Raw genomic sequence first — 26677 nt, 5'->3', positions numbered from 1 at the left:
GAAAAAATTATAAAATAAAAATACAGATGCATTTATGTGAGTTGGAGGTAATTATGGTTGATATAAAAAAAGCTGAAGAAGCTGTAAAAATGTTGTTGGAAGCTATTGGAGAAGATCCAAATAGAAGCGGTTTGATTGAAACACCAAAGCGTGTAGCAAAGATGTATGCAGAGATTACAAATGGCTACAATGATGATGCAAAAGTTCACTTGAGTAGAGTCTTTGAATCTGAAAATACTGATGTTGTAGTAGAAAAAGATATAACATTTTTCTCAACATGTGAACATCATTTGATGCCTTTTTTTGGTAAGGCCCATATTGCATATATCCCAAATGGAAAAGTAGTAGGTCTTAGCAAGTTAGGAAGATTGGTAGATGTATATGCAAAAAGATTACAACTACAAGAACAAATGACAACTCAAATAGCGGATAGCCTTATGGAAGAGTTAGATGCATTGGGTGCAATGGTTATTATAGAGGCGGAACATACATGTATGAGTATGAGGGGTGTAAAAAAAGTAGGAAGTAAGACTATAACTGTAGCTACAAGAGGCTGTATTAAAGATAATATGGCGCTACAAAAGAGTATCCAGGATATGGTGATTTAATGGAAAGAGTAAATGCAATAATTGCTCATCCAGATTTTTTAGAAGCCATGTCCGAAATTAAAAAACTAGAGAAAAAAAGAATTTTCTGTGGTCATGATTTAGAGCACCTTTTAAGTGTAGCTAGAATAATGTATTTAACAGTTTTAAATGAGAAAATTGATATAGATAAAGAGATAATTTATTCTACAGCCTTACTTCATGATTTGGGAAGAGCAATACAATATAAGTCTGGCAGTGCCCATGCAATAGAAAGTGTAAAAATTGCAAAAAAAATACTTGAAGATGTGGGATTTGATCGAGAAACAATTGATTATATATCTACAGCTATTAAGGAACACAATACAGAAACAACAACTGAACTAAGTAGAATATTAAAGTATGCAGATAAGCAAAGTAGAAATTGTTTTATGTGTGATGCAATAAAAGAATGTAAGTGGAGTGACGAGAAAAAGAACATGGGGGTAGTACTTTGATAATAGGAAATAAAAAGTTTGATACTAAAAATAATGTATATATAATGGGAATACTAAATATTACACCTGATTCATTTTCAGATGGAGGAAAGTACGATACTTTGGATCAAGCTTTATTTAGAGCTGAAAAAATGATTAAAGATGGTGCAAGTATTATTGATATTGGAGGAGAGTCTACTAGACCGGGGCATATTCAAATTTCAGATGATGAGGAAATAAATAGAGTTATGCCGGTTCTTGAAAAATTAAAATCGAATTTTGATATACCTTTATCTCTTGATACATATAAAAGTAATGTTGTACTAGCAGTTAAAGATAAAATTGACCTGGTAAATGATATATGGGGTCTAAAGTATGATCCCAAAATGGCTTCTGCTATTGCAAAGATAGGGCTTCCTTGTTGTATAATGCACAATAGAAACGATAGTAATTATACAAATTTCTGGGAAGAATTTATCAGTGATATAAATGAAAGTATTAATCTAGCTAGAGCCGCAGGTATAAAAGACGAAAATATTATGATAGATGGTGGAGTAGGATTTGCTAAGAGCTATGAGCAGAATCTAAGTGTAATGAACAGGACTGACGAGCTTTGTAATCTTGGGTTTCCAGTATTAGTAGCAACTTCTAAAAAAAGGGTAATAGGTACTAGTACTGACAAAACAGTAGATCAAAGAACAATTGGAACTGTCGCGACAACAGTTGTTGGAGTAATGAAGGGAGCTTCATTTATTAGAGTTCACGATATAGATGAAAATTGGGATGCAATTAAAATGACAAAATGCATTATGGAGGAGAAAAAGTGGATACCATAAATATAAAAGGGATTGAATTTTACGGATATCACGGGGTATTAGATAGTGAAAAGAAATTAGGGCAGATGTTTAGTATTGATTGCGTAATTGGGCTAGATACATCAATTAGTGGTGATGATATAAACAACACTGTTAACTATGGAGATGTTTCTTTAAAAATTGTTGAGTTTTGTAAAAACAACGCATTTGATCTACTGGAGGCTTTAGTAAACAATTTATCTAAATATCTATTAAAGACGTATCCTTTAATAGAGGAACTTACGGTAACAGTTCATAAACCACATGCGCCAATCGCTACTAAATTTGATGATGTTTCTTTGACAGTTACTAGAAAATGGATAACTTGCTATCTTGCTATTGGATCAAATTTAGGAGATAAAACAGAAAATTTAGATTTAGTATCAAAAGAAATAAATGCTGATGAATATATAAGCGAAATTTCAAAATCTAGTTATATAGAAACTGCTCCTTATGGAGTTGAAGATCAACCAAATTTTTTAAATGGGGCTATAAAAGTAAGAACATTATACACTCCATATGAATTACTAAGATTTTGTAAGTCAATTGAAAAAAAAGCAAAAAGAGAAAAAACAAGACATTGGGGAGAAAGAACTCTTGATGTGGATATATTAATGCATGGAAATGAAATAATATTTGAAGATGATTTAAAAATTCCTCACCCAGAAATGCATTTAAGGGATTTTGTGTTAGAGCCTTTATATGAAATTGAACCATATTTAATTCATCCTATTAAGAAAGAAAGTGTAAGTGAACTGTTGAAAAAAATAAAATAGAAATGCATACCTAGATGTTGAAAAGTGTATTTGTTTTATTAAAATGTGGATAAAATTATATTAAAAAGTTATGCAAAATACTATTTTGTGGATAAGTAATTGTATATATGTTGAGGAGGCGATTATTAAGATGTCTTTTGAAATTATTTACAATGATATAACGAAAATTGAAGTTGATGCAATAGTAAATGCTGCCAATACATCTTTACTTGGTGGTGGAGGTGTGGATGGAGCAATACACAGAGCTGCCGGAAGAGAACTTCTTGAAGAATGTAAGTTGCTTGGAGGTTGTGAAACTGGAAAAGCAAAAATTACAAGAGGATATAATTTGCCAGCAAAGTATGTAATACACACTGTGGGCCCAATATGGCACGGTGGTAATAGAAATGAAGAAAGCTTATTGAGAAGCTGCTATAAAAACTCACTGGAATTAGCTAAAAAATACGATATAAAAAGCATAGCATTTCCTTTAATATCTTCAGGAGTATATGGATACCCAAAAGAAGCAGGCAAACAAGTAGCTGTATCAGAGATACAAAATTTTTTGAAAAAAAATTCAATGGAAGTCAAGCTAGTTTTATTTGGATAACAAAATAAATGAAAGTACTGAATTAAGACAGTAATATATGTCTATTCAGTACTTTTTTTTTAGTTATATAAAATGGTATGATAAAATATAGCTATATAATAAAATAACAAAGGAGAGTATGAAATTTGATAAAAATAGCAATATGCGAAGATGAAAAACTAATGCAAGATAAGATAAAAAAACATATACTATTTATTTTAGAAGAAAAAAATATTGAATGTGAAATTTTGATTTTTGATTCTGGAGAAAATTTTCTAAAATCTAACTATGATGATATAGATATATTGTTTTTAGATATAATAATGGATGATTTAGATGGAATGAGTGTAGCAAGAAAAATAAGAGAAAAAAATAGTAATATTGAGATCATTTTTATTACATCAATAAATGACTTTATTCAAGAAGGGTATGAAGTGAGAGCTTTTAGATATTTAATTAAGCCAGTAACATTTGAAACTTTAAAGAAAAATTTTATTCCATGCATTGAGGAAATATTAAAGAATAAAAATAATTATTTGATTTTAAAAAATAACAATAAGGTAATTAAAATATATCCTAAAGAGATCTTTTATATAGAAATTTTCAATAAATGGCTTAATATACACACTAAAAATGGAAAAGTAGAGGTTAGAAAAAGTCTTACCTCTATAAAAAGTGAGTTAGATTAAAATATGTTTTTAATGTGTCATAGATGCTATTTAGTGAATATGGAGTATATAAATAAAATTGAAAACAAATTTATAATTTTGGATAATCAAGATAGAGTTCCTGTAAGTAGGAGTAAATATAAACAGATAAGAGAAAAATTTTATGATTACATAGGGGGAATTTTATGATAAATATTATATATGAAATATCACTTATTTTATCTGTAATTTTATTTTTTTTAATGTTTAATAAAATAATCAAATCTAAGAAAAAATATAACATAAGTATTATTAAGTTTATAATAATACAATCAATTATAATGTTAGCAATGTATTTACTACTACACTGGTTTAATATATTTAATCTAGGTGGAATGGCTATTTTCTATTCTAAGCATAGTAATATATGTATTGATATAGTTTTATTTATATTCATTATATTCATATATAGATACGTATACGACATTGGATATTTTAGTTTGGCAGGTATTTTTGTATTTATAAATATATATTACAATTTAATAAAAAACATGGTAATATATCGTTTTATTTTCTTCTTAATAACAGGATATTCTTTTTCATCAAAATATTATTATAGCATTAGTAAAGCAGAAAATACAAAGATAGAGTTATACTCTGTACTTTTAGCTTTTCTAATATTTATAATGATTTTAGTCCTGATAAAAATTATAAATAAAATTTTAAAAAGAAAAAAGGTGTATGTGTATCTGATATATTTGTTTTCTTTGAATGGAATTATTCTTGCAATAAATAAAATGGCTTATATGATGGAGAAGAATGATAAGTTATTTTCAGATATTTTTATAATTAACAATGTAATAATACCTAAATTTCTAATTGTTAATAGTATATGTATAGTGTTAATATCAATTGTGATGATAAGAAATGAAAGAAAAAGTATGAAAGAAGAATTACTAAATAATAAACTAAAATTACAAGAAAATTATTATAATGAGCTTAAAAATTCACAAAATGAAATAAAAAAATTATATCATGACATAAATAATCACATCACTAATATAGAAAATTTAGTTGATAATAAAGAATCAAAAAAATATGTAGAGAATTTAAAAAGCGAATTTAAAGGGTCTAAGATGGTTGAAAGCAGCGGAAATGCAATTGTTGATATTATAATAAATGAAAAAACAAAAACATGTAGAGAAAAGGATATAAATTTTAAGAAAGTGGTAGATTCTTCAGAAATTGGGTTCATGAAACAAGTCGACATTTCTAATATATTTACTAATATGCTAGAAAATGCCATAGAAGCATGTGAAAAGATTAAAGACGTAGATATAGAAAAATATATTCTATTAAAAGCTTATAAGGTGAAATCCTATTATATTATAAGCTGTAAAAACAGTAAGGAAAATCAAATTAATCTAAAAAATAATCATTATATCACAGACAAAGCAAATAAATTTTTACATGGTTTGGGTATAAAAAGTATAAAATCCTCTACCAAAAAATACAAAGGTGATATAAAAATAAATCATGGTGAGAGCGAGTTTGAATTAAAAATAATAATACCATTGCAATAGGAAATAACAACTTAATATACAATATAGGTCGATTAAAGAGCATTTCAAGTCGGTCTTATTGAGGGCATATAAGAAAGGTGCTAGTCTTTAGATTATAGAGACAAGCACCTTTTTTGTGTATTAAATATAAGTAACTACATTACTTATATTTAATACATATATTTTAATAGGAACCACTTGTCACAATTTAGTGTCCACATAGCTAAATTTAAATTTTATATATAAACAATATGGTAGCATTTTATTAAAGTAACGTATAAAAAACTTAAGAAAGGAAGAACTATGACTCATAATACAAGAATATTGAAAAAAGAAAGCTTAGAAAATAAAATATATTATAAAAAAACTAAAAAAAGAACGCTAAATTTTAATGATATAAAAAACATAAAAAAATATGAGAATATAAAAAATATAGCTCTTTATTCTATATTTTTTGCTGTTATCTCTTTAATAATATGTACAATTTTACATGTTAATGGATATAGCCTTGTGTATAAAGGGGATGCTTTATCTCAACACTACCCAAGTCAGTTTTATTTATTTAAAACATTAAACGTATTTCTTAAAAGTTTAGGCTCAGATATAAATAAATTTAATTTTAATTTAGGGCTCGGACAAGATAGCCTGTTTACCTACTACTATTATGGATTATTCGATCCAATGAACTTATTATTTCTTCCATTTAGTAATGTAGATACAAAATTATTATATTCACTAAGAATTTTTACAAGGTTATATGCATCAGGTTTATCATTTATGTATTTATGCTATTATTTTAAAAAAGACAGAAATATATATATTATTTCTCTTGCATCTATAATCTACATATTTTCTAATTTTGCAATTTCTAGTGGGGTCACACACCCATATTTTAATTATAGTATGATACTGCTTCCTTTGATGATTGTAAGTGTAAATAAATTGATAAATGAGAGGAAGATATTTTCATTTATATTTTTCAGTTTTTTGACAATAATTATAAATTTTTATTTTGCATATATAATTGCAGTTGAAGTCATGATTTATGCAATAACTATTGTCGTATTAAAATTTAATAAAAGTGGTGTTAAAAAAAGTATCCAAACAATTTTTATAGGGATTTCTAGTTATTTATTTGCCGTATTACTATCATCATTTGTAACTTTGCCGATGCTATATGGATTTTTAAATAGCTTGAGAAACTCTAGTGTGAGCTATGAAACACCATTATTGACAAGGACACATATATTATTTAGATATATATTTGATTTTTTTAAAAATCCCACTGCGGGTGATGCTGTGACTAATGGAGTATCAATCATAGTTTTATTTGCAATAGTATCGCTATTTATAAATAAGGAAAAAATTCAGCTAAAAGTACTCTGTATATTATCATGTGTAGCTATTTTATTTCCTCATGTTCAGAGTGCTCTTACTGGATTTGCATATGCAAATTATAGATGGAACTTTGCAGTCACGCTACTAGTGACGTACATATTTGTGGAGCAGTTTGAAACGATGGTTAATACTAATGGTAAAAAGAGAAAGTTATTGTTATTAATTGCTTCTGTGTACATGATATTTTATGTAATTTATTCTGTTAGTATTATTGGGAAAAAGCCAATTCCTATATCTGCTTCTTATGCTTTGTTTGCGCTGGATTGTTTGAAATTAGTTACTTACTTCGCTTTAATATATGCTATTTGGTATAAGAGGAAAAACAATAAAAAATGGATTATAGCTATAGTGATGATTTCATTATGTTTTAGTGGAGGCACTTACGCTACTAAAGCTATAATAAGTAAAGTTATTGTGAAAAACTCTGCACTGGAGAAAATGACAGAGGATAAAACTTTGATAAGTTTATCAAAGCAGACAAAGAATACATTTGATAGAGTGGATAATTTTAACTCTAAATCTATGAACTTTTCAGATATATACAATTATCCAAGTACATCTGTTTACTACAGCATAGAAAATAAAAATTTTTCTAATTTTAATTTAGAAATGAAAAATTCAAAAGCTGCTCCAATAACAAATTCAAATGGATTTGATAGCAGAACTTTGATAGATTCTATATTATCTGTGAAATATTATGTGGGTAATACAAAGATACCTTATGGTTTTGAGAAGACTTATAATAAAAGAGTGTATGAAAATAAGTACTTCATACCATTTGGATTTACTTACGATAGCTATGTAAATTACAAGGATATAGAATCTAGAAGCAGTTTGGATAAGCAAGAAATTATGATAAAAAGCTGTATATTAGAAAATGATGCAGAAGGTATTTTAAAAAATACAAGTGAGGATTTTATTACCAGTGGAGAAGAATTGAATTTTAAGAGTAGTCAAACTGGAATAATAAAGAGTGAAAAACCCATAAATATTAATTTTTCATTGAGTTTACCTAGAAGTGGAGAATTATATTTAAAATTACCTGGACAAGATACCATAAAAAATGTAACGTCGATAGTAATAGATGTAGATGGTAAGAAATTCAGCACAGTATTTACTCCAAAAACTTCTAGATGGCATGTAGGAGAGAAAGATGTATTAATAAATATCGGCAACTTTGAAAAGGGATCTCATAATATAAGACTAATAACTCCAACTGGCGGTCAACTAGATACGGAAGATATTAAGTTTGAACTTAGAAATGTGGACATAGTAAAAGAAAGTTCACAAAAATTATCTGCTAATTATTTGGAAAATATGAAAATAAAAAAGGATAGTTTTGAAGGAGAGATAAGTTTACCTAAGGAAAAATTATTATTTATTTCTATTCCTTATGATATAGGTTGGAGTGCAAGAGTAGATGGAAAGGAAACAAGTATAAAAAAAGCCAATATAGGATTTATGGCAATAAATGTAAAACCTGGTAATCATAATATAGAATTTAAATATGAAAGACCTTATCAGAAAATAGGTATATTGGTATCGGCTATTTCCAGTATTATTTTAATAATGTATTTTGCATATAAATATATAATAAAAAAGAAAAGAAAATAGATTTAGTTATAAAGAAAATAGATTTAATTATAGTGTATATTAAATAAAATTTAAACTCATATCTAAGTTATTTCAAAATATATAATGAATTTAAAACAAAAACAAATTTATTAGCCAAAAATAAGAGCCAATCTTTTAAAAGATTGGCTCTTATTTTTTATATTTATTTTCTATAAATAATTATTCACTTTTTATAGCTTGATCAAATTTTTCTTGATCAAATGTTCCGTCCCACTTATCTACAACAACAGCAGAAAGCATAGAACCGGCAACGTTAAGCATTGTACGACCCATATCTACAATTGGATCTATACCAAATATAGCACCTATATTTCCAATAGTATGACCATATCCAAGACCATTAAGTGTAACAGTGGCTGCAACTGTAGCAGTTCCAGGCACACCAGCTATACCAATAGACCCTATAGTTACGACAAGTACTACTGACATATAGAATGCAAAACTCATTTCAGTACCTACAGATGAAGCTACTAATACTCCTAGCATTGCTGGGAATACTCCGGCACAACCGTTCATTCCTATAGAAGTTGCCAAAGTGGCTACGAAGTTAGATGTTTCACTAGACACACCCATATCATTTTCTAAAGTATTTAGAGTATATGGAAGTGTACCTGCACTTGAACGAGATGAAAAAGCAAATACTAAAGTAGTGAATGCTTTTTTATAAAAAGTAATAGGATTTACTCTTATTGCAAGTAAAATAATTGCGTAAATTAATAACATTATAATAACAGCTGTATAAATTGCTGCTATGAATCCTAACAACCCAGTGACTGAGCTTAATCCATTTGCAATTATAGTATTAGATACAAGAGCAACTATACCATATGGCATAAATTCTATAACTAGTGATAGTACAGAGTGTACAGTAATCTTCAATGAATCTATTAAATTCACAAGAGGTGAAACTTCATTAGGCATGTGAACCTTTAAATATCTAATAGCAACGGCAAATAGTGCTGCAACTATTACAACTGATACGATACTTCCATTATCTGCCATAGAAGCAAATATATTACTAGGTACTAGGTTTAAGAAAAATTCTGGGAAACTCTGAGAAGATATTTCCGCTATTCTTTCCACCTTCTTAGAAGCAAGTTCTCCAGTAAAGCTAGCTCCATTTAAGTTGTATAGTTTTACAACAAGGATACCTATTGCTGCTGATATCGCTGTAGTACCAAGTAGCATGAAGAAAGTCTTTCCTGTAAGAGCTTTTAATCTATCTGCTTGTACTTCAATTACAACTTTTATTATAGATAAAAATACAACTGGAATTGCAAGTAATTGTATTAGTTTTAAAAATCCTACTCCAATGAAGTCGAACCATGATGCAATTTCTACACGACCAAATTCTAAATAAGTCTTATTGCTTCCGCCGACTAAATCAATAATTACACCAAGAACTAAACCTAATATAAGAGAAAAAATCATACGTTTGGAGAAACTAACCTCCTTACGTTCCATTTTTCGTAAAATTACCATTGAAATAATTAAACAGATGATAGCACCTACTGTATAAACATTACTTAACTTTAGAAACTGGGTAAAAAACGGCTCATTAATCATTATATCAACTCCTTTAATTTATATTCGCCAATATACAATAAAATAAAAATGATTGTGAGATAATCAAAGTTAAAAAATAATATATTTGGCGTTGTGATGATGAGCAGACTACTTGTAGCATTGTATTATAATTTAATATTATAGGTATTGTACTTAATTATACAACCTATCATATAAAAAATAGTTCTTTAAATTTAATGATAATAATAATATGCTAACAAATAGAAATTTCACTGTTTTTTTTTGTTACCCAAAAATAATAAACTTAACACTTTTATATTAAAACTTTATAAAAAAAATAATACCTTAGTATATTTCATAGAAAAAAACTATAATAAGGTATTATTTTTTATTTAAATTAAATTTTATTATATAATATGGAAAAGGTATCGCGACATTTTTTATAGGTATAAAAATATAATTTACTTTAAAAAAAAGAAAAATATTTAATATAATATAAAAAGTCGAGAATAAAACGTAAAACGATGATAAAAAATTAAAATAAAATCAAAATTTTTATCGATTAACCAAGACTGATAACAGACGCTCTATATCCAATTCCAGGGATGAATTTTTCTAATAAATCCTTTGTATTGATTTTTAAGTGGTATCGATTGTCTGTAGGGTTACATGAAAAATATTCATCATCCAAAATTTCTTTATCAAGTACTAGCTGTACTTGTTTTTCTTTATCTAATGTAAGACTCATAACAGATGCAGTACCTGGCTCTACACCGATTTTTTCCTTCATTAAATCTCCAGAAGCAAAGCTTACACGCGATACACCTAGTGCATCACAAAAGACTTTTGTATCGAATTTTTTTTCTGCAGGCATGACCAATAGATAGAATTCAGTCTTTTTTCTATTTGTTAAAAAAACGCTTTTTCTTATTTCTGATCCAAGTTTTTCACCAATTTCAACACATTCTGTCATAGCTTCTACAGGATCATTTGTTACTACATCATAAGATATACCAAATTTTTCAAGTAAATCAAATACATGATTTACGTTTTCTGGAGCATCAGTTGGCCTAGATTGTTCAATTTCACTAATATACATAATACAACCTCCTAAAAGTAATTATGTATATTCTATCACAAAAAAAGAAAAATAAAAGAATTTTCAGAAAGTAATATCTCTTTTAATGGATATATAATGCAGAAAAATATATAATATAGTTATAAGTATAATTTAGAAGGAGAAACATTATGAAAAAAACAGATATATTAAAAAGAATAGATCATACTTTGCTATCAGCAGATGCAAGTTGGGATGAGATACATAATTTATGTGACGAAGCAGTAAAATTTAATACTGCGAGCGTTTGTGTACCACAGTCATATGTAAAGAGAATAAAGGATAATTATAAAGATAGCTTGAAAATATGTACTGTAGTTGGATTTCCTCTTGGTTATAACTCCACTGAGTCAAAACTAAAAGAAACAGAGTGTGCATTGGAAAATGGTGCAGATGAAATCGATATGGTAATAAACATAACAGACGTGAAAAATAAATATTTTTCAAAAGTTGAAAATGAGATTAAAAACATTAAAAAAATGATTGGAGAAAAGATATTAAAGGTTATAGTAGAAACAGCGTACTTAGAGGAAGAAGAGAAAATTAAATTATGCGAAGTAGTGACAATTTCTGGAGCTGACTATATAAAGACATCTACAGGATTTGCAAAAAATGGGGCTACTAGAGATGATATTAAGTTGTTTAAAAAATATATTGGCAAGAATGTGAAAATTAAAGCGGCAGGTGGAATAAGTAGTATTGAAGACTTAAAAGATTTTATAGAACTTGGATGCTCAAGGCTTGGGACAAGCAAAGGTATAAAACTTCTTGAAAATGAAGGTGAAGATATTTAAAAAATAATTTAATGGAGAGAACAAAATGAGAATAGTAGATATAATAGAAAAAAAGAAAAATAAAGAGATTTTATCTAAAGAAGAAATTAAATTTTGGATAAAAGGGATAATAGATGAGAGCATTGAAGATTATCAAAGTAGTGCTTTACTAATGGCAATTGTGTTAAATGGCATGAATGAGGAAGAAACTGCGAATTTGACAGAGTCTATGTTATATAGTGGAGACATAATTAAGTTAGATATGATTGAAGGAATTAAAGTTGACAAGCACTCTACAGGAGGGGTGGGAGATAAAACGACTTTAGTCCTGGCTCCTCTTTTAGCAGCGTGCGGATTAAAAGTTGCTAAGATGTCTGGAAGAGGTCTCGGATATACTGGAGGAACAATTGATAAATTGGAGTCGATAAAAGGATATAACTGTTATTTATCAGAAGAGGAATTTTTAGAACAAGTAAAAAAAATAGGAGTATCTGTAATAGCACAAACAGGAGATTTAGCTCCTGCAGATAAAAAGTTGTATGCTCTTAGAGATGTAACTAGCACTGTGAATTCAATCCCACTGATAGCATCTTCTATAATGTCAAAAAAACTTGCCATTGAGACAAACTCTATTTTACTCGATGTAAAATATGGGCAAGGTGCTTTTATGAAAAATATAGACGACGCAAAAAAACTAGCTGAAGTGATGATATCTATTGGAAAAATGTTAGGTCGCAATACAGTTGCAATGATTACAAATATGAATCAACCAATAGGCCAAGCTGTAGGTAATACTTTGGAAGTAATAGAAGCAATAGAAACTTTAAAGGGGAATGGCCCAAGGGATTTTACTGAACTATGTGTACGCTCAGCGGAAGAAATATTGGTACAAGTTGGCATGTCAAAAGATATTGATGAGGCAAGAAACACAGTCAGCGATGCTATTAATAGTAAATCCGCTTATTATAAATTTATTGAGATAGTAAAGTGTCAAGGTGGGGATGTAGATCAGATAGAAGATACAGATAAGTTTCCAAAGTCAAAACACATAACAAATATAAATTCATTAAAAAGTGGTTATATAGAAAATATAAATTCAGAAAGAATTGGTAAACTAGCAATGGAATTAGGTGCGGGCAGAGAAAAAATTGACGATAGTGTAAACCATAGAGTAGGGTTTAAATTAGTTAAAAAGGTTGGAGATAAAGTAAAAAAAGATGATATTCTTTGCACAGTATATCATGATGGCTTGTTGAGCGAAGACTGGGTAAAACAGCTATATAGCGCCTATAGATTCACTGAAGTAGAAATTGGACAAGAAAATATTGTTGAAAATATCATAAAATAACAAAAATTTAGAATAAGGATAATTTAAAGTAAGTAAAAATAGTTAATTTCTTAACTTCATTGTTAAGAAGAAAGCAAATAAAATTAAAGAATTATCAATGAAAACGTTATGTAAAGAAGATAAAAAAAAGAAAAAATTAAAAAAATAAGTGAAAATACACATTAACATAGATATTGGATAGAAAAATTAAAGAACACAGTAACATAATAAAAGCAGTTAGTTATTTTTTTTTTAACTAACTGCTTGAAGAAAAAAAAAATTGTGGTATACTAGTATATGAAAAGAGTTTGGAGTTGATATTATGGATAAGCCACTTTCTTCAAATGTAATATACGTAGATGTTTTAGATAGAATAATTAACCTTGAGTTAGAGCCAGGGAGCAAAATCAGTGAGAACAAGATTAGTGAAGAATACAATGTATCGAGATCGGTAATAAGGAATGTATTCGCAAGGTTAGCTCAAAATAGTTTTCTAACTATATATCCACAAAGAGGCACTTATGTAAATAAAATAGATTTAGAATATATAAGGAATGCCCTACTCATCAGAATATCTATAGAGAAAGAAATGCTTTATAGGTTTATGAAGAAAAGCGACAAGTCAGACGTAATTGAAAAAATGGAAGAAAACGTTAAACAACAAGAAAAATTCTATTATGTAAAAGATTATACTGACGAATTTAAGAAACTTGATGAACAATTTCATGAGTATATTATATTAAGTGTAGAAGATAATAATATATTGTCTCTACTTAAAGAACATTTACTACACATAAGTAGATGGAGAAATATGTATGTAAGAACTGGTCATAGAGTTTCACATTTGATTGATGAACATAAAAGAATTTTGGATTGCATTAAAGCAGACGATTTAAAAGGTGCTCTTGTACATATGTCTGACCACATTGATACAGGCTCCAAAGTAATAAAGTTAGATGATAAATACAAAAAGTATTTTTCTTAATAGTTGTTAGTTAAAAGATCATTTAAAGTATTAAAAGCAAGTAGCATTGGATTTTACTAACATAGATTGTTAATTTATTTTTAAACAATAATAACGTTTTTCAATGAAAGATGTTAAGTAAAAACAGAGAAACAAGGTAATCGATTTGTATTGTTAGGTTAATATCTGGTATACAAGTAGACAAGAAACTTTAGTTATTTTTAAAACTTTGGGAGGTAATACTATGGAGCTTATAAACATGACAATAAGCGAATGTTTAGAAAAAAGAGCCTCTGAGACGCCGGATGATATTTTTATAAGAAGTGGAAAAGAAATTTTCACATGGGAAACCATTGATAGCATAGCTACAAAGGTAGCATACTTGTTAACTGAGCAAGGTATAAAAAAAGGAGATAAAGTCGGAGTTTTAGGTGTTAATACAGCTAGTTGGGTCATATCTTTTTTCGCGATACAAAAGCTAGGCGCCGTAGCAGTTTTAATTAATTCCCATTATAAAGAAAAAGAGTTGATTGACTGCATAGAAATTAGTGAGTTAAAGTACTTGTTTTATACTACTTCTAATGATAATGATTATTATAGAGATACAATAAGTGCATTGAGAAAAGATAGGAAAACAAAGCATGTTAAATTTTATAATATGGAACATTCTTATATAGAATGGATAAATATTTTGAGCAGAGATGTATCCGAAAATCATACGTTGCCAGATAAGATTGATCCTAAGGATACAGCTTGTGTGTTATTTACATCAGGAACAACAAATCTCTGTAAGGGTGTAAAACTTAGCCATTATTCACTTGTTAATAATGCTAGAGAAATGGTTTTGCAAATGAGGTGGAATATTTCAGATGTTATGTGCTTAGTAGTTCCACTATTTCATTGTTTTGGAATAAGTGTGAGCTTACTGGGAAGTGTTATTGCAGGTAACAGTGTGACACTGGTAGATAAATACAAATCACTAAGTGTATATGAATCTATAGAAAAACATAAATGTAGTATTTTAAATGGTGTTCCAAGTATGTTTTTAGCTCTTGTAAGGAATGAACATTTTAAGGACTATGATCTAAGCAGTCTAAAAAGTGGAATAATAGCTGGATCACCAGTATTTAAAGATGATTATATACATATTTGTGAAAAATTAGATGGAATGAAATTGCAAACTTCGTATGGTTTAACTGAAAGTTCTCCATGTGTGTCAATTTCAGATTATAATGATCCAATAGAAAAAAAAGCTATTTCAGCTGGGAAAATAATCAGTAATGTTGAAGTGAAAATAATGGATTTAGATACAAAAGAAGAATGTCAACTAGGCGAAGTAGGAGAGATTTATGTAAAAGGATATAATGTGACAAGTGGTTATATGTCAAAAGATCCTGTAATATGCGATGCAGTACAGCCAGATGGTTGGTTAAAAACTGGAGATTTAGCATATAAAGATGCGAGCGACTACTTATATATAGCTGGGAGACGAAAAAATCTGATTATTAGAGGTGGAGAAAACATTTCTCCTGGAGAAATAGAAAAATATATTAAAGAAGTAAAAAAAGGACTTCAAGTGCTAGTTTTTGGTAAGAAGTCAGAAGTTCTACAAGAAGAAATAGTTGCGTGTATAGAAGGAAAAGAAGATTTAGAGCTTGTGAATCAAATAAAAGAATATTTGGATAAAAACTTAAGTAGATATAAAATGCCTAAATATTTCGTATTCATGGAACATTTTCCTAAAAATGCAACAGGAAAGATAGACGAGAAAAAGATTAAAGAGAGTGTTAATGAAATATTATAATAAATAACATTAATAGTAAGTATATTTGAAAAAATTTAAACATCATATTGTGGGAGGTAATTAAATGAGTACTAGAAAAAGACCATTAGAGGGAGTAAAAGTAATTGAACTTGCAAACTTTATAGCTGCAGCTACTACAGGAAGATTCCTAGCTGACCTTGGAGCCGACGTAATTAAAATTGAAAGTGCTAAGGGTGATCCACTTAGATACACTGCCCCAACAGAAGGTAGACCTTTAGATATGCATGAAAATACAACTTGGGAACTTGAAAATGCAAACAAAAGATGTATTTCTATAAATATGAAAGATGAAAAAGGAAAAGAAGCTTTCTTTAAACTACTTGATGAAGCTGACATTTTAATTACAAACTGGAGAGTTCAAGCTTTACAAAGAGCTGGATTAGATTATGAAACTCTAAAAGTTAAGTATCCAAAACTAGTATACGGTATGTGTACAGGATATGGTGAATTCGGTCCTGATAAAGATCTTCCAGGATTTGACTTCACAGCGTTTTTCGCAAGAGGTGGTTATCTAGAAACATTAAGACAAAAACAAGATGTTCCTATGAACGTTGTACCTGGTATAGGAGATCACAACGTTGGTCTTAACCTTGCCGCTGGTATCTTAGCTGCATTATATCATGCTAAGCTTACAGGAGAAGGTGAAAAGGTAGAAACAAGTTTATTTGAAAGTGCAATATTTAATATGGGTATGATGGTTCAAGCTGCTCAATATCCAGATCATGGTGTACCATATCCAATAAACGTTAGGGAAGCAAATAACCCACTAAACGCTTGTTGGCTTACAAAAGACGGAAGATATGTTCAGACTTGTATGCCTGACTACAACACTTACTTCAAAAAATTCACTGCAGCTTTGGATTTAAATGATATTTCTGAAGATGAAAAATATTTCCCTGTTCAAAACTTACACGAAAATTCTTTAGGTGTAACAGTTTATGATAAGGTAATGGCTAGATTTGGAGAAAGAGACTATGAAGAATGGAAGAAGATACTTACAGATGCGGATATTCCTTTCTCACTAGCTCAAAACTGGGAAGAGTTATTAGAAGACGAACAAGCATGGGCAAATGACTGCTTCTACAAGATGAAATATCCTAATGGAGAAAGAACTTTAGTTAAGCAACCACTTAAGTTCCAAGAAATGGGACCTACTCCATATAACAGAGGACCATATATCGGTGAACATGGAGAAGAAATCCTTAAAGAAGTTGGATATTCAGATGATGAAATAAAAGCAATGAGAGAAAGCAACACTCTTTACGTTTGGGAAGATAAATAATATCAAAGATTAAGTATTGATTCAATACAAATACATTTAGTTAAGAGGGACAAAAAATGAGCGATGTATATACAATGGGAATTGACATTGGTTCTACATCTTCAAAATGTGTAGTTTTTAAAAATGGCACTGAAATTGTTAGTGAAGGCGTTGTAAACTTAGGTGCCGGAACAAAAGGCGTTGATAAAGTAATTGAAGAAGTCCTTGGAAATTTAAACATGGAATTGTCTGATATAGATGTAACTGTTTCTACTGGATATGGTAGAAACAGTTACGAGGGCGCCGTTAAAACAATGAGTGAACTAAGCTGTCATGCTAAAGGTGGAACTTACATTTTTGGTGAAGTTAGAACAATAATAGATATAGGTGGTCAGGATATAAAAGTTCTTAAGCTAAATGCAAAAGGACAATTAATGAATTTCTTGATGAATGATAAATGTGCAGCAGGTACAGGAAGATTTTTAGAAGTAATGGCAGGTGTTTTGGATGTTAAGCTAGATCAATTAGGTGATTTAGATGAACAAGCCACAGAAAAAACTCCAATTAGCTCTACTTGTACAGTATTTGCCGAATCAGAAGTAATTTCTAGTATGGCAAAAAAAATACCAATACCTAATATAATTAAGGGCATTCATGCTTCGGTTGCGACTAGAGTTGCAGGACTTGCTAAAAGAGGAGGACTGACTTTGCCAGTAGCTATGACTGGAGGAGTAACAAAGAATTCAGGAATAGTGAGAGCTTTGAGTGAAGAGTTAGAAACAGAAATAAAAATTTCACCAGACTCACAGATGGCAGGAGCAATTGGAGCAGCATTATATGCATATGAAGAATATCTTAAAAGATAGAGAGAGGAGCTTATCATGAGTAATACAGTAGCAGTAGAAGAAAAGCCAGCAAAAGTTTTGTTAGGCGAAATAGTAGCGAAACACTATAAAGACGCATGGGATGCAAAGAACAACGGAGAAAAAGTAGGTTGGTGTGCATCGAACTTCCCACAGGAAATATTTGAGACTATGGATATAAAGGTAGTATATCCTGAAAACCAAGCAGCAGCTATTGCAGCAAAGGGTGGCGGAGAAAGAATGTGCGAAACAGCAGAAAGCAACGGTTATTCAAATGACATTTGTGCATATGCAAGAATAAGTTTGGCGTATATGGACGTAAAAGACGCCCCAGAGCTTAATATGCCTCAGCCAGATTTTGTTGCTTGCTGTAATAATATTTGTAACTGTATGATCAAGTGGTATGAAAACATTGCAAAAGAATTAAATATTCCTTTAATACTAATTGACGTACCATATAATAATGACTACGAAGCTGGAGAAGACAGAGTAGAATACCTAAAAGGTCAGTTCGAACATGCTATCAAGCAGTTAGAAGATTTAACAGGTAAAAAATGGGACGAAAAGAAATTTGAAGAAGTAATGGAAGTTTCTCAAAGAACTGGTAGAGCATGGTTAGATGCAACTGGATACTCTAAGTATACTCCATCACCATTTAGTGGTTTTGATGTGTTCAACCATATGGCGGTCGCAGTTTGTGCTAGAGGTAAATTAGAATCTGCTTTAGCTTTTGAAAAGTTGGCAGAAGAATTTGCTGAAAACGTAAAAACTGGAAAATCTACATTTAAGGGTGAAGAAAAATACAGAATAATATTTGAAGGCATAGCATGTTGGCCACACTTAAGACATACATTTAAGCAATTGAAAGACAATGGCGTAAACGTATGTGGAACAGTATATGCAGATGCTTTTGGATACATATACAATAACACAAATGAGTTGATGCAGGCTTACTGTGGAACTCCAAATGCAATTTCATATGAAAGAGCTACTGATATGAGATTGAAGTTAGTTGAAGAAAACAATATTGATGGTATGTTAATTCACGTAAATAGAAGCTGTAAGCAGTGGAGTGGAATTATGTACGAAATGGAAAGAGAAATAAGAGAAAAGACTGGTATACCAACAGCTACATTTGATGGTGACCAAGCAGACCCAAGAAACTTCTCTGAAGCACAGTATGATACTAGAGTTCAAGGTCTAATAGAAGTAATGGAAGCTAATAAAGCAGCAAAAATGAAGGAGGGCAACTAAGATGAGTGATATTAAAATGTTATTGGAAAAACTTGACGTATGTCCTTTGAATCAGATAGATAATTATGTTGCACAAGGTAAGAAAGTAATAGGTTGTGCACCAGTTTATACTCCAGAAGAATTGGTTTATGCTGCTGGCATGGTACCTATTGGAATATGGGGTGCTGAAGGAGAAGTAAATCTTTCAAAAGAATACTTCCCAGCATTTTATGCTTCTGTAATATTAAGACTAATGGATTTAGGATTAGAAGGAAAGCTAGATAAATTATCAGGAATGATAATACCAGGTCTAAGTGATGGATTAAAGGGTTTAAGCCAGAACTGGAAAAAAGGTATAGAAAATGTTCCTTGCTTATACATAGGCTATGGCCAAAATAGAAAGATTAAAGCTGGAATAGACTACAACGAAAAACAATATATTAAATTAAAAGAAGAATTAGAAAAAATATCAGGAAATAAAATCGAAGATTCAAAAGTAGAAGAAGCTATAGTTCTTTATAACAAACATAGAAAAGCTATGAGAGAATTCAGTGCATTAGCAGCTACGCATTTAAATACTATAAAGCCTAGTATAAGAGCTAAGGTAATGACAAGTGCTTTCTTGTTTGATAAAGCAGAACACTTAGAAATAATTGAAAAGATAAATGAAGAATTAAGAGCTATTCCTGAAGAAGAATTTGATGGTAAGAAGGTTGTTACTACTGGAATAATTGCTAATAGCCCAGGTATAATGGAAATATTTGAAACTCATAACTTAGGTATTGTAGATGATAATGTAAACCATGAATCAGGTCAGTTTGATTATCTAGTTGATGAAGGGACTGCTAATCCAGTTAGAGCTTTAGCTAAATGGATTTCAGATATAGAAGGAAGTACTTTGCTTTATGATCCAGAAAAGCTTAGAGGTAATATAATAGTTGAGAAGGTCAAGAAGCATAATGCTAATGGTGTTGTGTATTTACTTACTAAGTTTAGTGATTCAGATGAATTTGATTATCCAATTATCAGAGATGAACTTAATGATAATGGTATATTGAACTTATTAGTGGAAGTAGATCAGCAAATGACTAACTTCGAACAAGCAAACACTGCTTTACAGACGTTTGCAGATATGATTTAGTAAAAAATGTTAAAATTTTAAGGAGGCAATTTATGATTTTTGAAAAAGAACATGAGTTAGTGCGTCAGCTAGCAAAGCAATTTGCAGAAGAAGAAATAAAGCCAACAGCAGAAGAAGTTGATGCAACGGGTGAGTTCCCAATGGAAATTTATAAAAAAATGGCTGATGCTGGGTTCTTAGGTATAAAAATACCACAGGAATATGGCGGATCAGGTGGAGACCACCGTTCATACGCTATAGTAATGGAAGAACTAGCAAAAGCTTCAGGAGTATCAACTATTTGGATTTCTTCTCCAAACTCACTACAGTCTACTCCTATTTTGAGAGATGGTACTAATGAACAAAAAGAAAAATATCTTAGACCAATGGTAACAGGAGAAAAAATGTTCTGTTTCGCATTGACTGAGCCAGGAGCTGGTTCTGATGCAGCGTCTATATTGACAACTGCAGTTGAAGATGGGGATGACTACATCATAAATGGTAGAAAAACATTTATAACAGGTGCTCCAGTTTCAGATTATATAATACTATTTGCTAAGACTAGCCCAGAAAAGGGAACAAAAGGTATATCAACTTTTGTAGTTGATGCAAAGGCAGAAGGTGTTTCATTCGGAAAGCCAGAAAATAAGATGGGTGTAATCGGTTGCCCAACAAGTGACGTTGTATTGGAAAACGTTAGAGTTCCTAAGACTGATATGTTAGGTCGTGAAGGTAAAGGATTTATAAATGCAATGAAGACTCTAAGTGTTGGTAGACTTGGTATTGCTTGCCAGGCTTTAGGTTTAGCAGAAGGTGCTATGGAAGAAGCTATAAAGTATGCGAAATCAAGACAACAGTTTAATAAGCCTATTGCTAAGTTCCAGAATACTCAATTCGTACTAGCAGAAATGGAAACAAAGATTGCCGCTATGCGCCACCTTGTTTATGATGCTGCTTATAGAATGGATCAAGGTGAAGCTGCAGATAAGGAAGCATCAATGGCTAAATTATTTGCAACTGAAGAAGCTAAATGGGTAATTGACAAAGCTTTACAGATCCATGGTGGATATGGTTACATTAAGGAATATCCAATCGAAAGAATCTACAGAGATATAAGAGTAACTTCAATATACGAAGGTACTTCAGAAGTCCAGAAAATGGTTATAGCAGCAAGTTTATTGAAATAAGGGGAGGTAAAAATAGATGAAAATTGTAGTTTGCATTAAGCAAGTACCAGATACAACGGAGGTAAAACTTGACCCAGTTAAGAATACATTAATTCGTGATGGTGTTCCAAGTATTATCAACCCTGATGATAAAGCAGGTTTGGAATTGGCTCTACAGATAAAAGAAGATGTTCCAGGTAGTACATTAACAGTAGTATCTATGGGACCACCTCAGGCTGAGTTAGCTTTAAGAGAAGCTTTAGCTATGGGTTGTGACGATGCTATACTTCTATCAGATAGAGCATTTGGAGGAGCTGACACATGGGCAACTTCTTCAACAATTGCAGGAGCACTTAAGAATTTAGAATATGACATAATAATAGCAGGTAGACAGGCTATAGATGGTGATACAGCTCAGGTTGGACCACAGATAGCTGAACACCTAGGAATCCCTCAACTTTCTTACTGTGAAAAATTAACAGTAGAAGATGGAAAATTCATAGCTAGAAGACAATTCGAAGATAGATATCATACAGTAGAAATACAGCCACCTTGCTTGATAACAACATTAAGTGAAGAAATAACTCCAAGATATATGTCAATTGGTGGAATATTCAATGCTTACAAGAAAGATGTTACAGTTTGGGGACTAAAAGACATCGAAGATAAACTAGATATTGCAAATATCGGTTTAAAAGGTTCACCTACAAATGTTAAGAAATCATTCACTAAGCAAGCAAAAGGCAAGGGTGTTAAGCTAGAAGGATTAACTCCAGAAGAAGCTGCAGATGAGATTCTTGCTAAGCTAATAGAAAAACATCTTATATAATAAGATTTTAGATTGAACGATAATTTTAATTAATATATTTGAAAGGAAGATTACCTAATGAACAAAGATATTTATGTAATAGTTGAACAGGTAGATGGTGTCATTCAAAAAGTAGGCATCGAGCTAATCGGTATAGCAAATGAATTAGCAAAAGATTTAGATCAAAAAGTTATAGCAGTTGTTCTTGGAAAAGACGTAAAGAAACTAGCTGACACTTTAATATATCACGGAGCAGAAAAGGTTATTTGTGTAGAAGATCCAATGTTAGATGTATACGCAACTGAACCATACACTAAGGCAGTAAATGCTGTTATAGAAGCAAAGAACCCAGAAATAGTACTTTACGGTGCTACTTCAATAGGAAGAGACTTAGCTCCTAGAGTATCTGCAAGAGTTCATACTGGACTTACAGCAGACTGTACTAAATTGGAAATAGATCCAGAAACTAAGCTGTTATTAATGACTAGACCAGCATTTGGTGGTAACATAATGGCTACTATAGTTTGTAAAGAACATAGACCTCAGATGGCTACAGTAAGACCTGGAGTTATGCAGGCATTACCAAGAGATGAAAAGAGAACTGGAGAAGTAGAAGTATTTAATGTTGACTTCAAGCCAGAAGATATGAACATAAACATTAAAGAAGTAGTAAAATCTACTCACAAGAATGTAGATATTACAGAAGCTAACATACTTATATCTGGAGGTAAGGGTATAGGTAGCGAAGAATACTTTGATGTATTAGGAGAATTAGCTGATGAATTAGGTGGACTAGTAAGTTCTTCGAGAGCGAACGTTGATGCTGGTTGGATAGCAAAAGAAAGACAAGTTGGGCAGACAGGAAAAACTGTAAGACCAGATCTATATATGGCTTGTGGTATTTCAGGAGCTATTCAGCACTTAGCTGGTATGGAAGACTCTGAGTTTATAGTTGCAATAAATAAAGATGCTGAAGCTCCAATATTTGGAGTTGCAGACCTTGGAGTAGTAGGAGATGTACATAGTATAATGCCTATATTAATAGAAAAGGTTAGAGCATATAAACAACAACAAACAGAAATGTAATTATTCATTTCAAGTAAAATATTGAGTTTGAGCAAAATATATTTGTATTTTGCTTAAATTCACAAATAAATACGTGTTTTGTATAGTTATCTTTTAGGAGCCTATATGGGCTCCTAGAATTTTAACTAATTTCAGCAAAAAACGATTTATACCAGGTTTTTTTAATAAGTTTATTTAAAAATTAAGGGGGAGCAACAATGACAAAAGTTAAAATTAGCTGTAACAAGAACATAATAGAAAGATTTGGAGTAGAAAAACCTAAAGGATGGGACTTCGAATATATTAACTACCCTTGTTCTGATGATGAACTAATAGACCAGTGTAAAGATGCAGATATAATATTCTGTGGTCCAGTAGATTTTTACAGAAGAAATATTATTGAAAAACTAGACAACTGTAAACTAATTCAATCTCTAGGAGTTGGATTTGATAAAATTGACTTAGAAGCTGCTAAAGAAAAAGGTATTTTTGTTTGCAACAATAGAGCTGTAAATGCTGTTCCAGTTGCAGAACTTGCTTTAGGTCATATGATATCTTGTTTAAGAAGAATGCCAGAAGCAGATGCTAAGATAAAAGCTAAAGGCGTAGATGGATTTAACGAAAGTTTTAAAGAATACCAAGTAAAAGGACAGAGTGAATTAGGCTCTAGAACTATAGGGCTAGTTGGCTTAGGTGCAATTGGTAAAGCAGCAGTAAAAATGCTAAAAGCTTTTGGATGCGAAATAATTTATTATGATGTATTTAGAGCTTCAGAAGAGTTTGAATTAGAAAATAATTTAACTTTCTGTACATATGATGAACTTATAAGTAAGGCTGATATTATATCTTACCATGTTCCAGTACTTGAAAATACAATAAACATGGTTCGTAAAGAAACAATAGCAAAGATGAAAGATGATGCAATAATTATAAACGTAGCAAGAGGGGAAATAATTAATAATGAAGATTTAGCAGAAGCTCTAAACAATGGGAAATTGTTTGCGGGACTAGATGTTATTGCGCCAGAGCCACCATCAGCAGATCATCCTTTATTTAATTTAACTGAAGCTGGTAAAGCTAGACTTTCTATAACTCCTCATATTGCAGGAACTACAGATGATGCATTCATAAGAATGTCTGAGTGGTCTTATGATAACATGGTTAAGGTTATGAATGGAGAAAGACCAAATAACGTGGTTAATGGATTGTAGGATTTAGGCAATTTGTCTAAATTATGTATAGGAGGATACGGAACGTATGGAAATCAATAAAAAAGATATAGTCGTTTGCGGTTTTGCGCTATTTGCAATTTTCTTTGGTGCAGGAAACTTGATATTCCCACCACACATAGGTATTATAGCAGGTGATAGATGGTATCAAGTAATGATCGCATTTTTATTATCAGATCCAGTGCTTCCAATATTGGGGGTAATAGTAACAGCAAAATTAGGTGGTAGAGCAGATGACTTAGGTAAAAGGGTAGGGCCTAAATTTGCAAAACTTCTTGGTACAATAGCAATACTTACAATAGGACCTTTTTTTGCAGTTCCTAGAACAGGATCTACAACACACGAGATATTTGTAAGAGCAAATTTCCCAGGTGTTCCACAGTTTGTAACTTGCTTGGTGTTCTTTGCAGTAACATTGTATTTAGCATTAAACCCTGGTAAGGTTATTGATATAATTGGGCAGTATTTAACTCCAATACTTTTGGTAATATTGACTATTATAATTGTTTTATCAATAATCAAGCCTCCAGGAGAAATGATTGCAACTGATGCAACTGGATTATTTACACTAGGATTTAGAGAAGGATACCAGACAATGGATGCTCTAGGTTCACCTCTAATGGCGGGAATAGTGATGACTGACCTTATTAGACGTGGATATAATGATAAAAAAGTACAATTTAAAGCGAGCGTCTATGTAGGTTTAGTTGCATTTGTTTTACTAGCATTTGTATATGGAGGTCTTACTTATACAGGTGCTACTGTTGGTAATTTTTACGATGGTAATACAGAAAGAACATTGTTATTTAATGGTTTAGTACACTTGTTATTAGGAAATGTTGGTAATGTAGCCACTGGATTTGCAGTTGCACTTGCATGCTTAACAACTTCTACTGGTTTGATATCTACATGTGGTAACTTCTTTGACACTGTTACAGATGGAAAACTTGCATATAAAAAAGTTGTATTAGTTGCTGTAGTTATATCATTCTTTATATCTTTAGTAAAGGTTGATGATTTAATTAGTTTTGCAGTGCCAATTTTATCAGCTATATATCCTGTGATGATAGTATTAATTTTAATGTCACTATTTGACAGTAAAATCAAGTACAACTGGTCATATACAGGCGCAGTTATAGGAGCATTTGTAGTAGCGTTAATAGAAAGTATAAACATGTTCTCTACTATGAGAGGTGGAACGTTACTACAAGGTGCAGTAGATAAAATAATGACATTCCCACTAGCCGCGTTTGGGTTTGAGTGGTTGGTTCCAGCTCTTATCTGCTCAGTAATATTAACAATAGTAAGTATTGTTACTAAAAAGGGCGGAACAAGAGAAGATGTAATAAGAGAAGCTTAATTTCGGCTTGTATTAAAATTCCTACGTTTGGTTTGATTCATAAAAGGTTAAACCAAACGTAATATTCGCTAAAATAAGATGAAACTATAGTTTTATCTTAGATTATAAAACGTTTTTAAAATTAGGAGGTATAATTATGATTTCTCAAGAAATGATTAAGTTAGGTACAGCAAAGTCTGTAATTAGAGAGTTAGCTGGTTTTGGAGCACAAAGAGCAGCTGAAATAGGAGCAGAAAATGTTTTGGATTTCAGTTTAGGTAATCCAAGTGTTCCTGCACCAAAGGAAGTTCAGGAAGCTATAATAGATATAATAAATACATATGAACCAAAGGTTTACCATAGCTACAGCTCAGGTGCTGGTCACGATGGTTGTAGAACCGCTATAGCAGAAAACTTAAATGAGAGATTCAATACAGATTATACTAAAGATAATTTATTGATGACTTGTGGAGCGGCAGCTTCTTTAAATATTACATTTAAGGCATTAATATCTTCACCGGAAGATGAAATAATAGTATTGGCACCATTCTTCCCAGAAT

23 protein-coding genes and 1 pseudogene are annotated in these 26677 nt (G+C 30.8%); 22 read left to right on the top strand and 2 right to left on the bottom strand.

Features of this window, described 5'->3' with window-relative positions; genetic code table 11:
- Positions 1-53: 53 nt before the first annotated feature.
- The 8 genes and pseudogenes from folE to C0982_RS00085 all read left to right on the top strand — a co-directional run bounded on the left by folE (position 54) and on the right by C0982_RS00085 (position 8479).
- On the top strand, positions 54-608 hold the full coding sequence (gene folE, locus C0982_RS00125; protein WP_101772221.1) for a GTP cyclohydrolase I FolE: 555 nt from the start codon (positions 54-56) through the stop codon (positions 606-608).
- Positions 608-1081, top strand: coding sequence for an HD domain-containing protein (locus C0982_RS00120; protein ID WP_101772220.1), 474 nt, complete (start codon positions 608-610; stop codon positions 1079-1081). The genes folE and C0982_RS00120 overlap by 1 nt, the downstream gene beginning before the upstream one ends.
- Entirely contained in the window at positions 1078-1896 is an 819-nt protein-coding gene (folP, locus tag C0982_RS00115) for a dihydropteroate synthase (protein ID WP_101772219.1), read from the top strand. Before C0982_RS00120 ends, folP begins: the two co-directional genes overlap by 4 nt.
- Positions 1884-2690 (top strand): 2-amino-4-hydroxy-6-hydroxymethyldihydropteridine diphosphokinase, encoded by an 807-nt coding sequence (gene folK / locus C0982_RS00110; protein WP_101772218.1) that lies wholly within the window; start codon positions 1884-1886, stop codon positions 2688-2690. The genes folP and folK overlap by 13 nt, the downstream gene beginning before the upstream one ends.
- A 130-nt stretch (positions 2691-2820) precedes the next feature.
- Positions 2821-3279 (top strand): O-acetyl-ADP-ribose deacetylase, encoded by a 459-nt coding sequence (locus C0982_RS00105; protein ID WP_101772217.1) that lies wholly within the window; start codon positions 2821-2823, stop codon positions 3277-3279.
- Between the two features lie 125 nt (positions 3280-3404).
- Positions 3405-4115: pseudogene (locus tag C0982_RS00100) on the top strand (LytR/AlgR family response regulator transcription factor).
- Positions 4112-5488: an ATP-binding protein gene (locus tag C0982_RS00090; RefSeq protein ID WP_101772214.1), complete on the top strand. Its 1377-nt coding sequence runs from the start codon at positions 4112-4114 to the stop codon at positions 5486-5488. Before C0982_RS00100 ends, C0982_RS00090 begins: the two are co-directional and overlap by 4 nt.
- A 282-nt stretch (positions 5489-5770) precedes the next feature.
- Positions 5771-8479 carry a YfhO family protein gene (locus C0982_RS00085; RefSeq protein WP_101772213.1) on the top strand — a complete coding sequence of 903 codons (2709 nt, stop codon included), beginning with the start codon at positions 5771-5773 and terminating at the stop codon, positions 8477-8479.
- A gap of 180 nt (positions 8480-8659) precedes the next feature.
- Here the strand turns inward: C0982_RS00085 and C0982_RS00080 are convergent, their stop codons facing one another.
- Positions 8660-9931: a cation:dicarboxylate symporter family transporter gene (locus C0982_RS00080; RefSeq protein ID WP_207653223.1), complete on the bottom strand. Its 1272-nt coding sequence runs from the start codon at positions 9929-9931 to the stop codon at positions 8660-8662.
- 658 nt (positions 9932-10589) lie between these two features.
- Positions 10590-11126, bottom strand: coding sequence for a prolyl-tRNA synthetase associated domain-containing protein (locus C0982_RS00075; RefSeq protein WP_101772211.1), 537 nt, complete (start codon positions 11124-11126; stop codon positions 10590-10592).
- 149 nt (positions 11127-11275) lie between these two features.
- Here C0982_RS00075 and deoC point away from each other — a divergent pair, with 149 nt between their 5' ends.
- The 14 genes from deoC to C0982_RS00005 form a co-directional block, all read left to right on the top strand.
- Positions 11276-11938, top strand: a complete 663-nt coding sequence (gene deoC / locus C0982_RS00070; RefSeq protein WP_101772210.1) for a deoxyribose-phosphate aldolase — start codon at positions 11276-11278, stop codon at positions 11936-11938.
- 25 nt (positions 11939-11963) lie between these two features.
- A complete protein-coding gene (locus C0982_RS00065) occupies positions 11964-13265 on the top strand; it encodes a thymidine phosphorylase (RefSeq protein ID WP_101772209.1) in 1302 nt (433 codons plus the stop codon).
- 301 nt (positions 13266-13566) lie between these two features.
- Complete coding sequence (locus C0982_RS00060; RefSeq protein ID WP_101772208.1) at positions 13567-14229, top strand: GntR family transcriptional regulator; 663 nt, start codon at positions 13567-13569, stop codon at positions 14227-14229.
- A gap of 223 nt (positions 14230-14452) precedes the next feature.
- The gene (locus C0982_RS00055) at positions 14453-16012 is read left to right on the top strand and encodes a class I adenylate-forming enzyme family protein (protein ID WP_101772207.1); all 1560 of its coding nucleotides are present in this window, start codon (positions 14453-14455) and stop codon (positions 16010-16012) included.
- A gap of 64 nt (positions 16013-16076) precedes the next feature.
- The gene (locus tag C0982_RS00050; protein ID WP_101772206.1) at positions 16077-17315 is read left to right on the top strand and encodes a CaiB/BaiF CoA transferase family protein; all 1239 of its coding nucleotides are present in this window, start codon (positions 16077-16079) and stop codon (positions 17313-17315) included.
- A 56-nt stretch (positions 17316-17371) separates the two neighbouring features.
- Positions 17372-18160 carry an acyl-CoA dehydratase activase gene (locus tag C0982_RS00045; RefSeq protein ID WP_101772205.1) on the top strand — a complete coding sequence of 263 codons (789 nt, stop codon included), beginning with the start codon at positions 17372-17374 and terminating at the stop codon, positions 18158-18160.
- 15 nt (positions 18161-18175) lie between these two features.
- Positions 18176-19411 carry a 2-hydroxyacyl-CoA dehydratase subunit D gene (locus C0982_RS00040; protein ID WP_101772204.1) on the top strand — a complete coding sequence of 412 codons (1236 nt, stop codon included), beginning with the start codon at positions 18176-18178 and terminating at the stop codon, positions 19409-19411.
- 1 nt (position 19412) lies between these two features.
- Positions 19413-20531, top strand: a complete 1119-nt coding sequence (locus C0982_RS00035) for a 2-hydroxyacyl-CoA dehydratase subunit D (protein WP_101772203.1) — start codon at positions 19413-19415, stop codon at positions 20529-20531.
- A gap of 32 nt (positions 20532-20563) precedes the next feature.
- Complete coding sequence (locus C0982_RS00030; protein ID WP_101772202.1) at positions 20564-21697, top strand: acyl-CoA dehydrogenase family protein; 1134 nt, start codon at positions 20564-20566, stop codon at positions 21695-21697.
- Between the two features lie 16 nt (positions 21698-21713).
- The gene (locus tag C0982_RS00025; RefSeq protein ID WP_101772201.1) at positions 21714-22505 is read left to right on the top strand and encodes an electron transfer flavoprotein subunit beta/FixA family protein; all 792 of its coding nucleotides are present in this window, start codon (positions 21714-21716) and stop codon (positions 22503-22505) included.
- A 57-nt stretch (positions 22506-22562) separates the two neighbouring features.
- A complete protein-coding gene (locus tag C0982_RS00020) occupies positions 22563-23570 on the top strand; it encodes an electron transfer flavoprotein subunit alpha/FixB family protein (RefSeq protein WP_101772200.1) in 1008 nt (335 codons plus the stop codon).
- A gap of 197 nt (positions 23571-23767) precedes the next feature.
- Complete coding sequence (locus C0982_RS00015; protein ID WP_101772199.1) at positions 23768-24760, top strand: NAD(P)-dependent oxidoreductase; 993 nt, start codon at positions 23768-23770, stop codon at positions 24758-24760.
- A 46-nt stretch (positions 24761-24806) separates the two neighbouring features.
- Positions 24807-26138, top strand: a complete 1332-nt coding sequence (brnQ, locus tag C0982_RS00010) for a branched-chain amino acid transport system II carrier protein (protein ID WP_101772198.1) — start codon at positions 24807-24809, stop codon at positions 26136-26138.
- 136 nt (positions 26139-26274) lie between these two features.
- Positions 26275-26677, top strand: a 403-nt coding sequence (locus C0982_RS00005) for an aminotransferase class I/II-fold pyridoxal phosphate-dependent enzyme (RefSeq protein ID WP_145994483.1), incomplete at its 3' end; no start/stop codon positions are given.

Origin of the sequence: Peptostreptococcus faecalis, assembly GCF_900240845.1 — a bacterium.
GTDB classification, from domain to species: domain Bacteria; phylum Bacillota; class Clostridia; order Peptostreptococcales; family Peptostreptococcaceae; genus Peptostreptococcus; species Peptostreptococcus faecalis.
The sequence above is the reverse complement of the archived record's forward strand: the minus strand, read 5'-3'. Positions and strand labels throughout refer to the sequence as shown.

Excerpts from the sequence above, each read along its gene's own strand:
- folE (WP_101772221.1), top strand. The coding sequence starts at position 54 with ATGGTTGATATAAAAAAAGCTGAAGAAGCTGTAAAAATGTTGTTGGAA.
- C0982_RS00120 (WP_101772220.1), top strand. The coding sequence starts at position 608 with ATGGAAAGAGTAAATGCAATAATTGCTCATCCAGATTTTTTAGAAGCC.
- C0982_RS00105 (WP_101772217.1), top strand. The coding sequence starts at position 2,821 with ATGTCTTTTGAAATTATTTACAATGATATAACGAAAATTGAAGTTGAT.
- C0982_RS00090 (WP_101772214.1), top strand. The coding sequence starts at position 4,112 with ATGATAAATATTATATATGAAATATCACTTATTTTATCTGTAATTTTA.
- C0982_RS00085 (WP_101772213.1), top strand. The coding sequence starts at position 5,771 with ATGACTCATAATACAAGAATATTGAAAAAAGAAAGCTTAGAAAATAAA.
- C0982_RS00080 (WP_207653223.1), bottom strand. The coding sequence starts at position 9,931 with ATGATTTTTTCTCTTATATTAGGTTTAGTTCTTGGTGTAATTATTGAT.
- C0982_RS00075 (WP_101772211.1), bottom strand. The coding sequence starts at position 11,126 with ATGTATATTAGTGAAATTGAACAATCTAGGCCAACTGATGCTCCAGAA.
- deoC (WP_101772210.1), top strand. The coding sequence starts at position 11,276 with ATGAAAAAAACAGATATATTAAAAAGAATAGATCATACTTTGCTATCA.
- C0982_RS00065 (WP_101772209.1), top strand. The coding sequence starts at position 11,964 with ATGAGAATAGTAGATATAATAGAAAAAAAGAAAAATAAAGAGATTTTA.
- C0982_RS00060 (WP_101772208.1), top strand. The coding sequence starts at position 13,567 with ATGGATAAGCCACTTTCTTCAAATGTAATATACGTAGATGTTTTAGAT.
- C0982_RS00055 (WP_101772207.1), top strand. The coding sequence starts at position 14,453 with ATGGAGCTTATAAACATGACAATAAGCGAATGTTTAGAAAAAAGAGCC.
- C0982_RS00050 (WP_101772206.1), top strand. The coding sequence starts at position 16,077 with ATGAGTACTAGAAAAAGACCATTAGAGGGAGTAAAAGTAATTGAACTT.
- C0982_RS00045 (WP_101772205.1), top strand. The coding sequence starts at position 17,372 with ATGAGCGATGTATATACAATGGGAATTGACATTGGTTCTACATCTTCA.
- C0982_RS00040 (WP_101772204.1), top strand. The coding sequence starts at position 18,176 with ATGAGTAATACAGTAGCAGTAGAAGAAAAGCCAGCAAAAGTTTTGTTA.
- C0982_RS00035 (WP_101772203.1), top strand. The coding sequence starts at position 19,413 with ATGAGTGATATTAAAATGTTATTGGAAAAACTTGACGTATGTCCTTTG.
- C0982_RS00030 (WP_101772202.1), top strand. The coding sequence starts at position 20,564 with ATGATTTTTGAAAAAGAACATGAGTTAGTGCGTCAGCTAGCAAAGCAA.
- C0982_RS00025 (WP_101772201.1), top strand. The coding sequence starts at position 21,714 with ATGAAAATTGTAGTTTGCATTAAGCAAGTACCAGATACAACGGAGGTA.
- C0982_RS00020 (WP_101772200.1), top strand. The coding sequence starts at position 22,563 with ATGAACAAAGATATTTATGTAATAGTTGAACAGGTAGATGGTGTCATT.
- C0982_RS00015 (WP_101772199.1), top strand. The coding sequence starts at position 23,768 with ATGACAAAAGTTAAAATTAGCTGTAACAAGAACATAATAGAAAGATTT.
- brnQ (WP_101772198.1), top strand. The coding sequence starts at position 24,807 with ATGGAAATCAATAAAAAAGATATAGTCGTTTGCGGTTTTGCGCTATTT.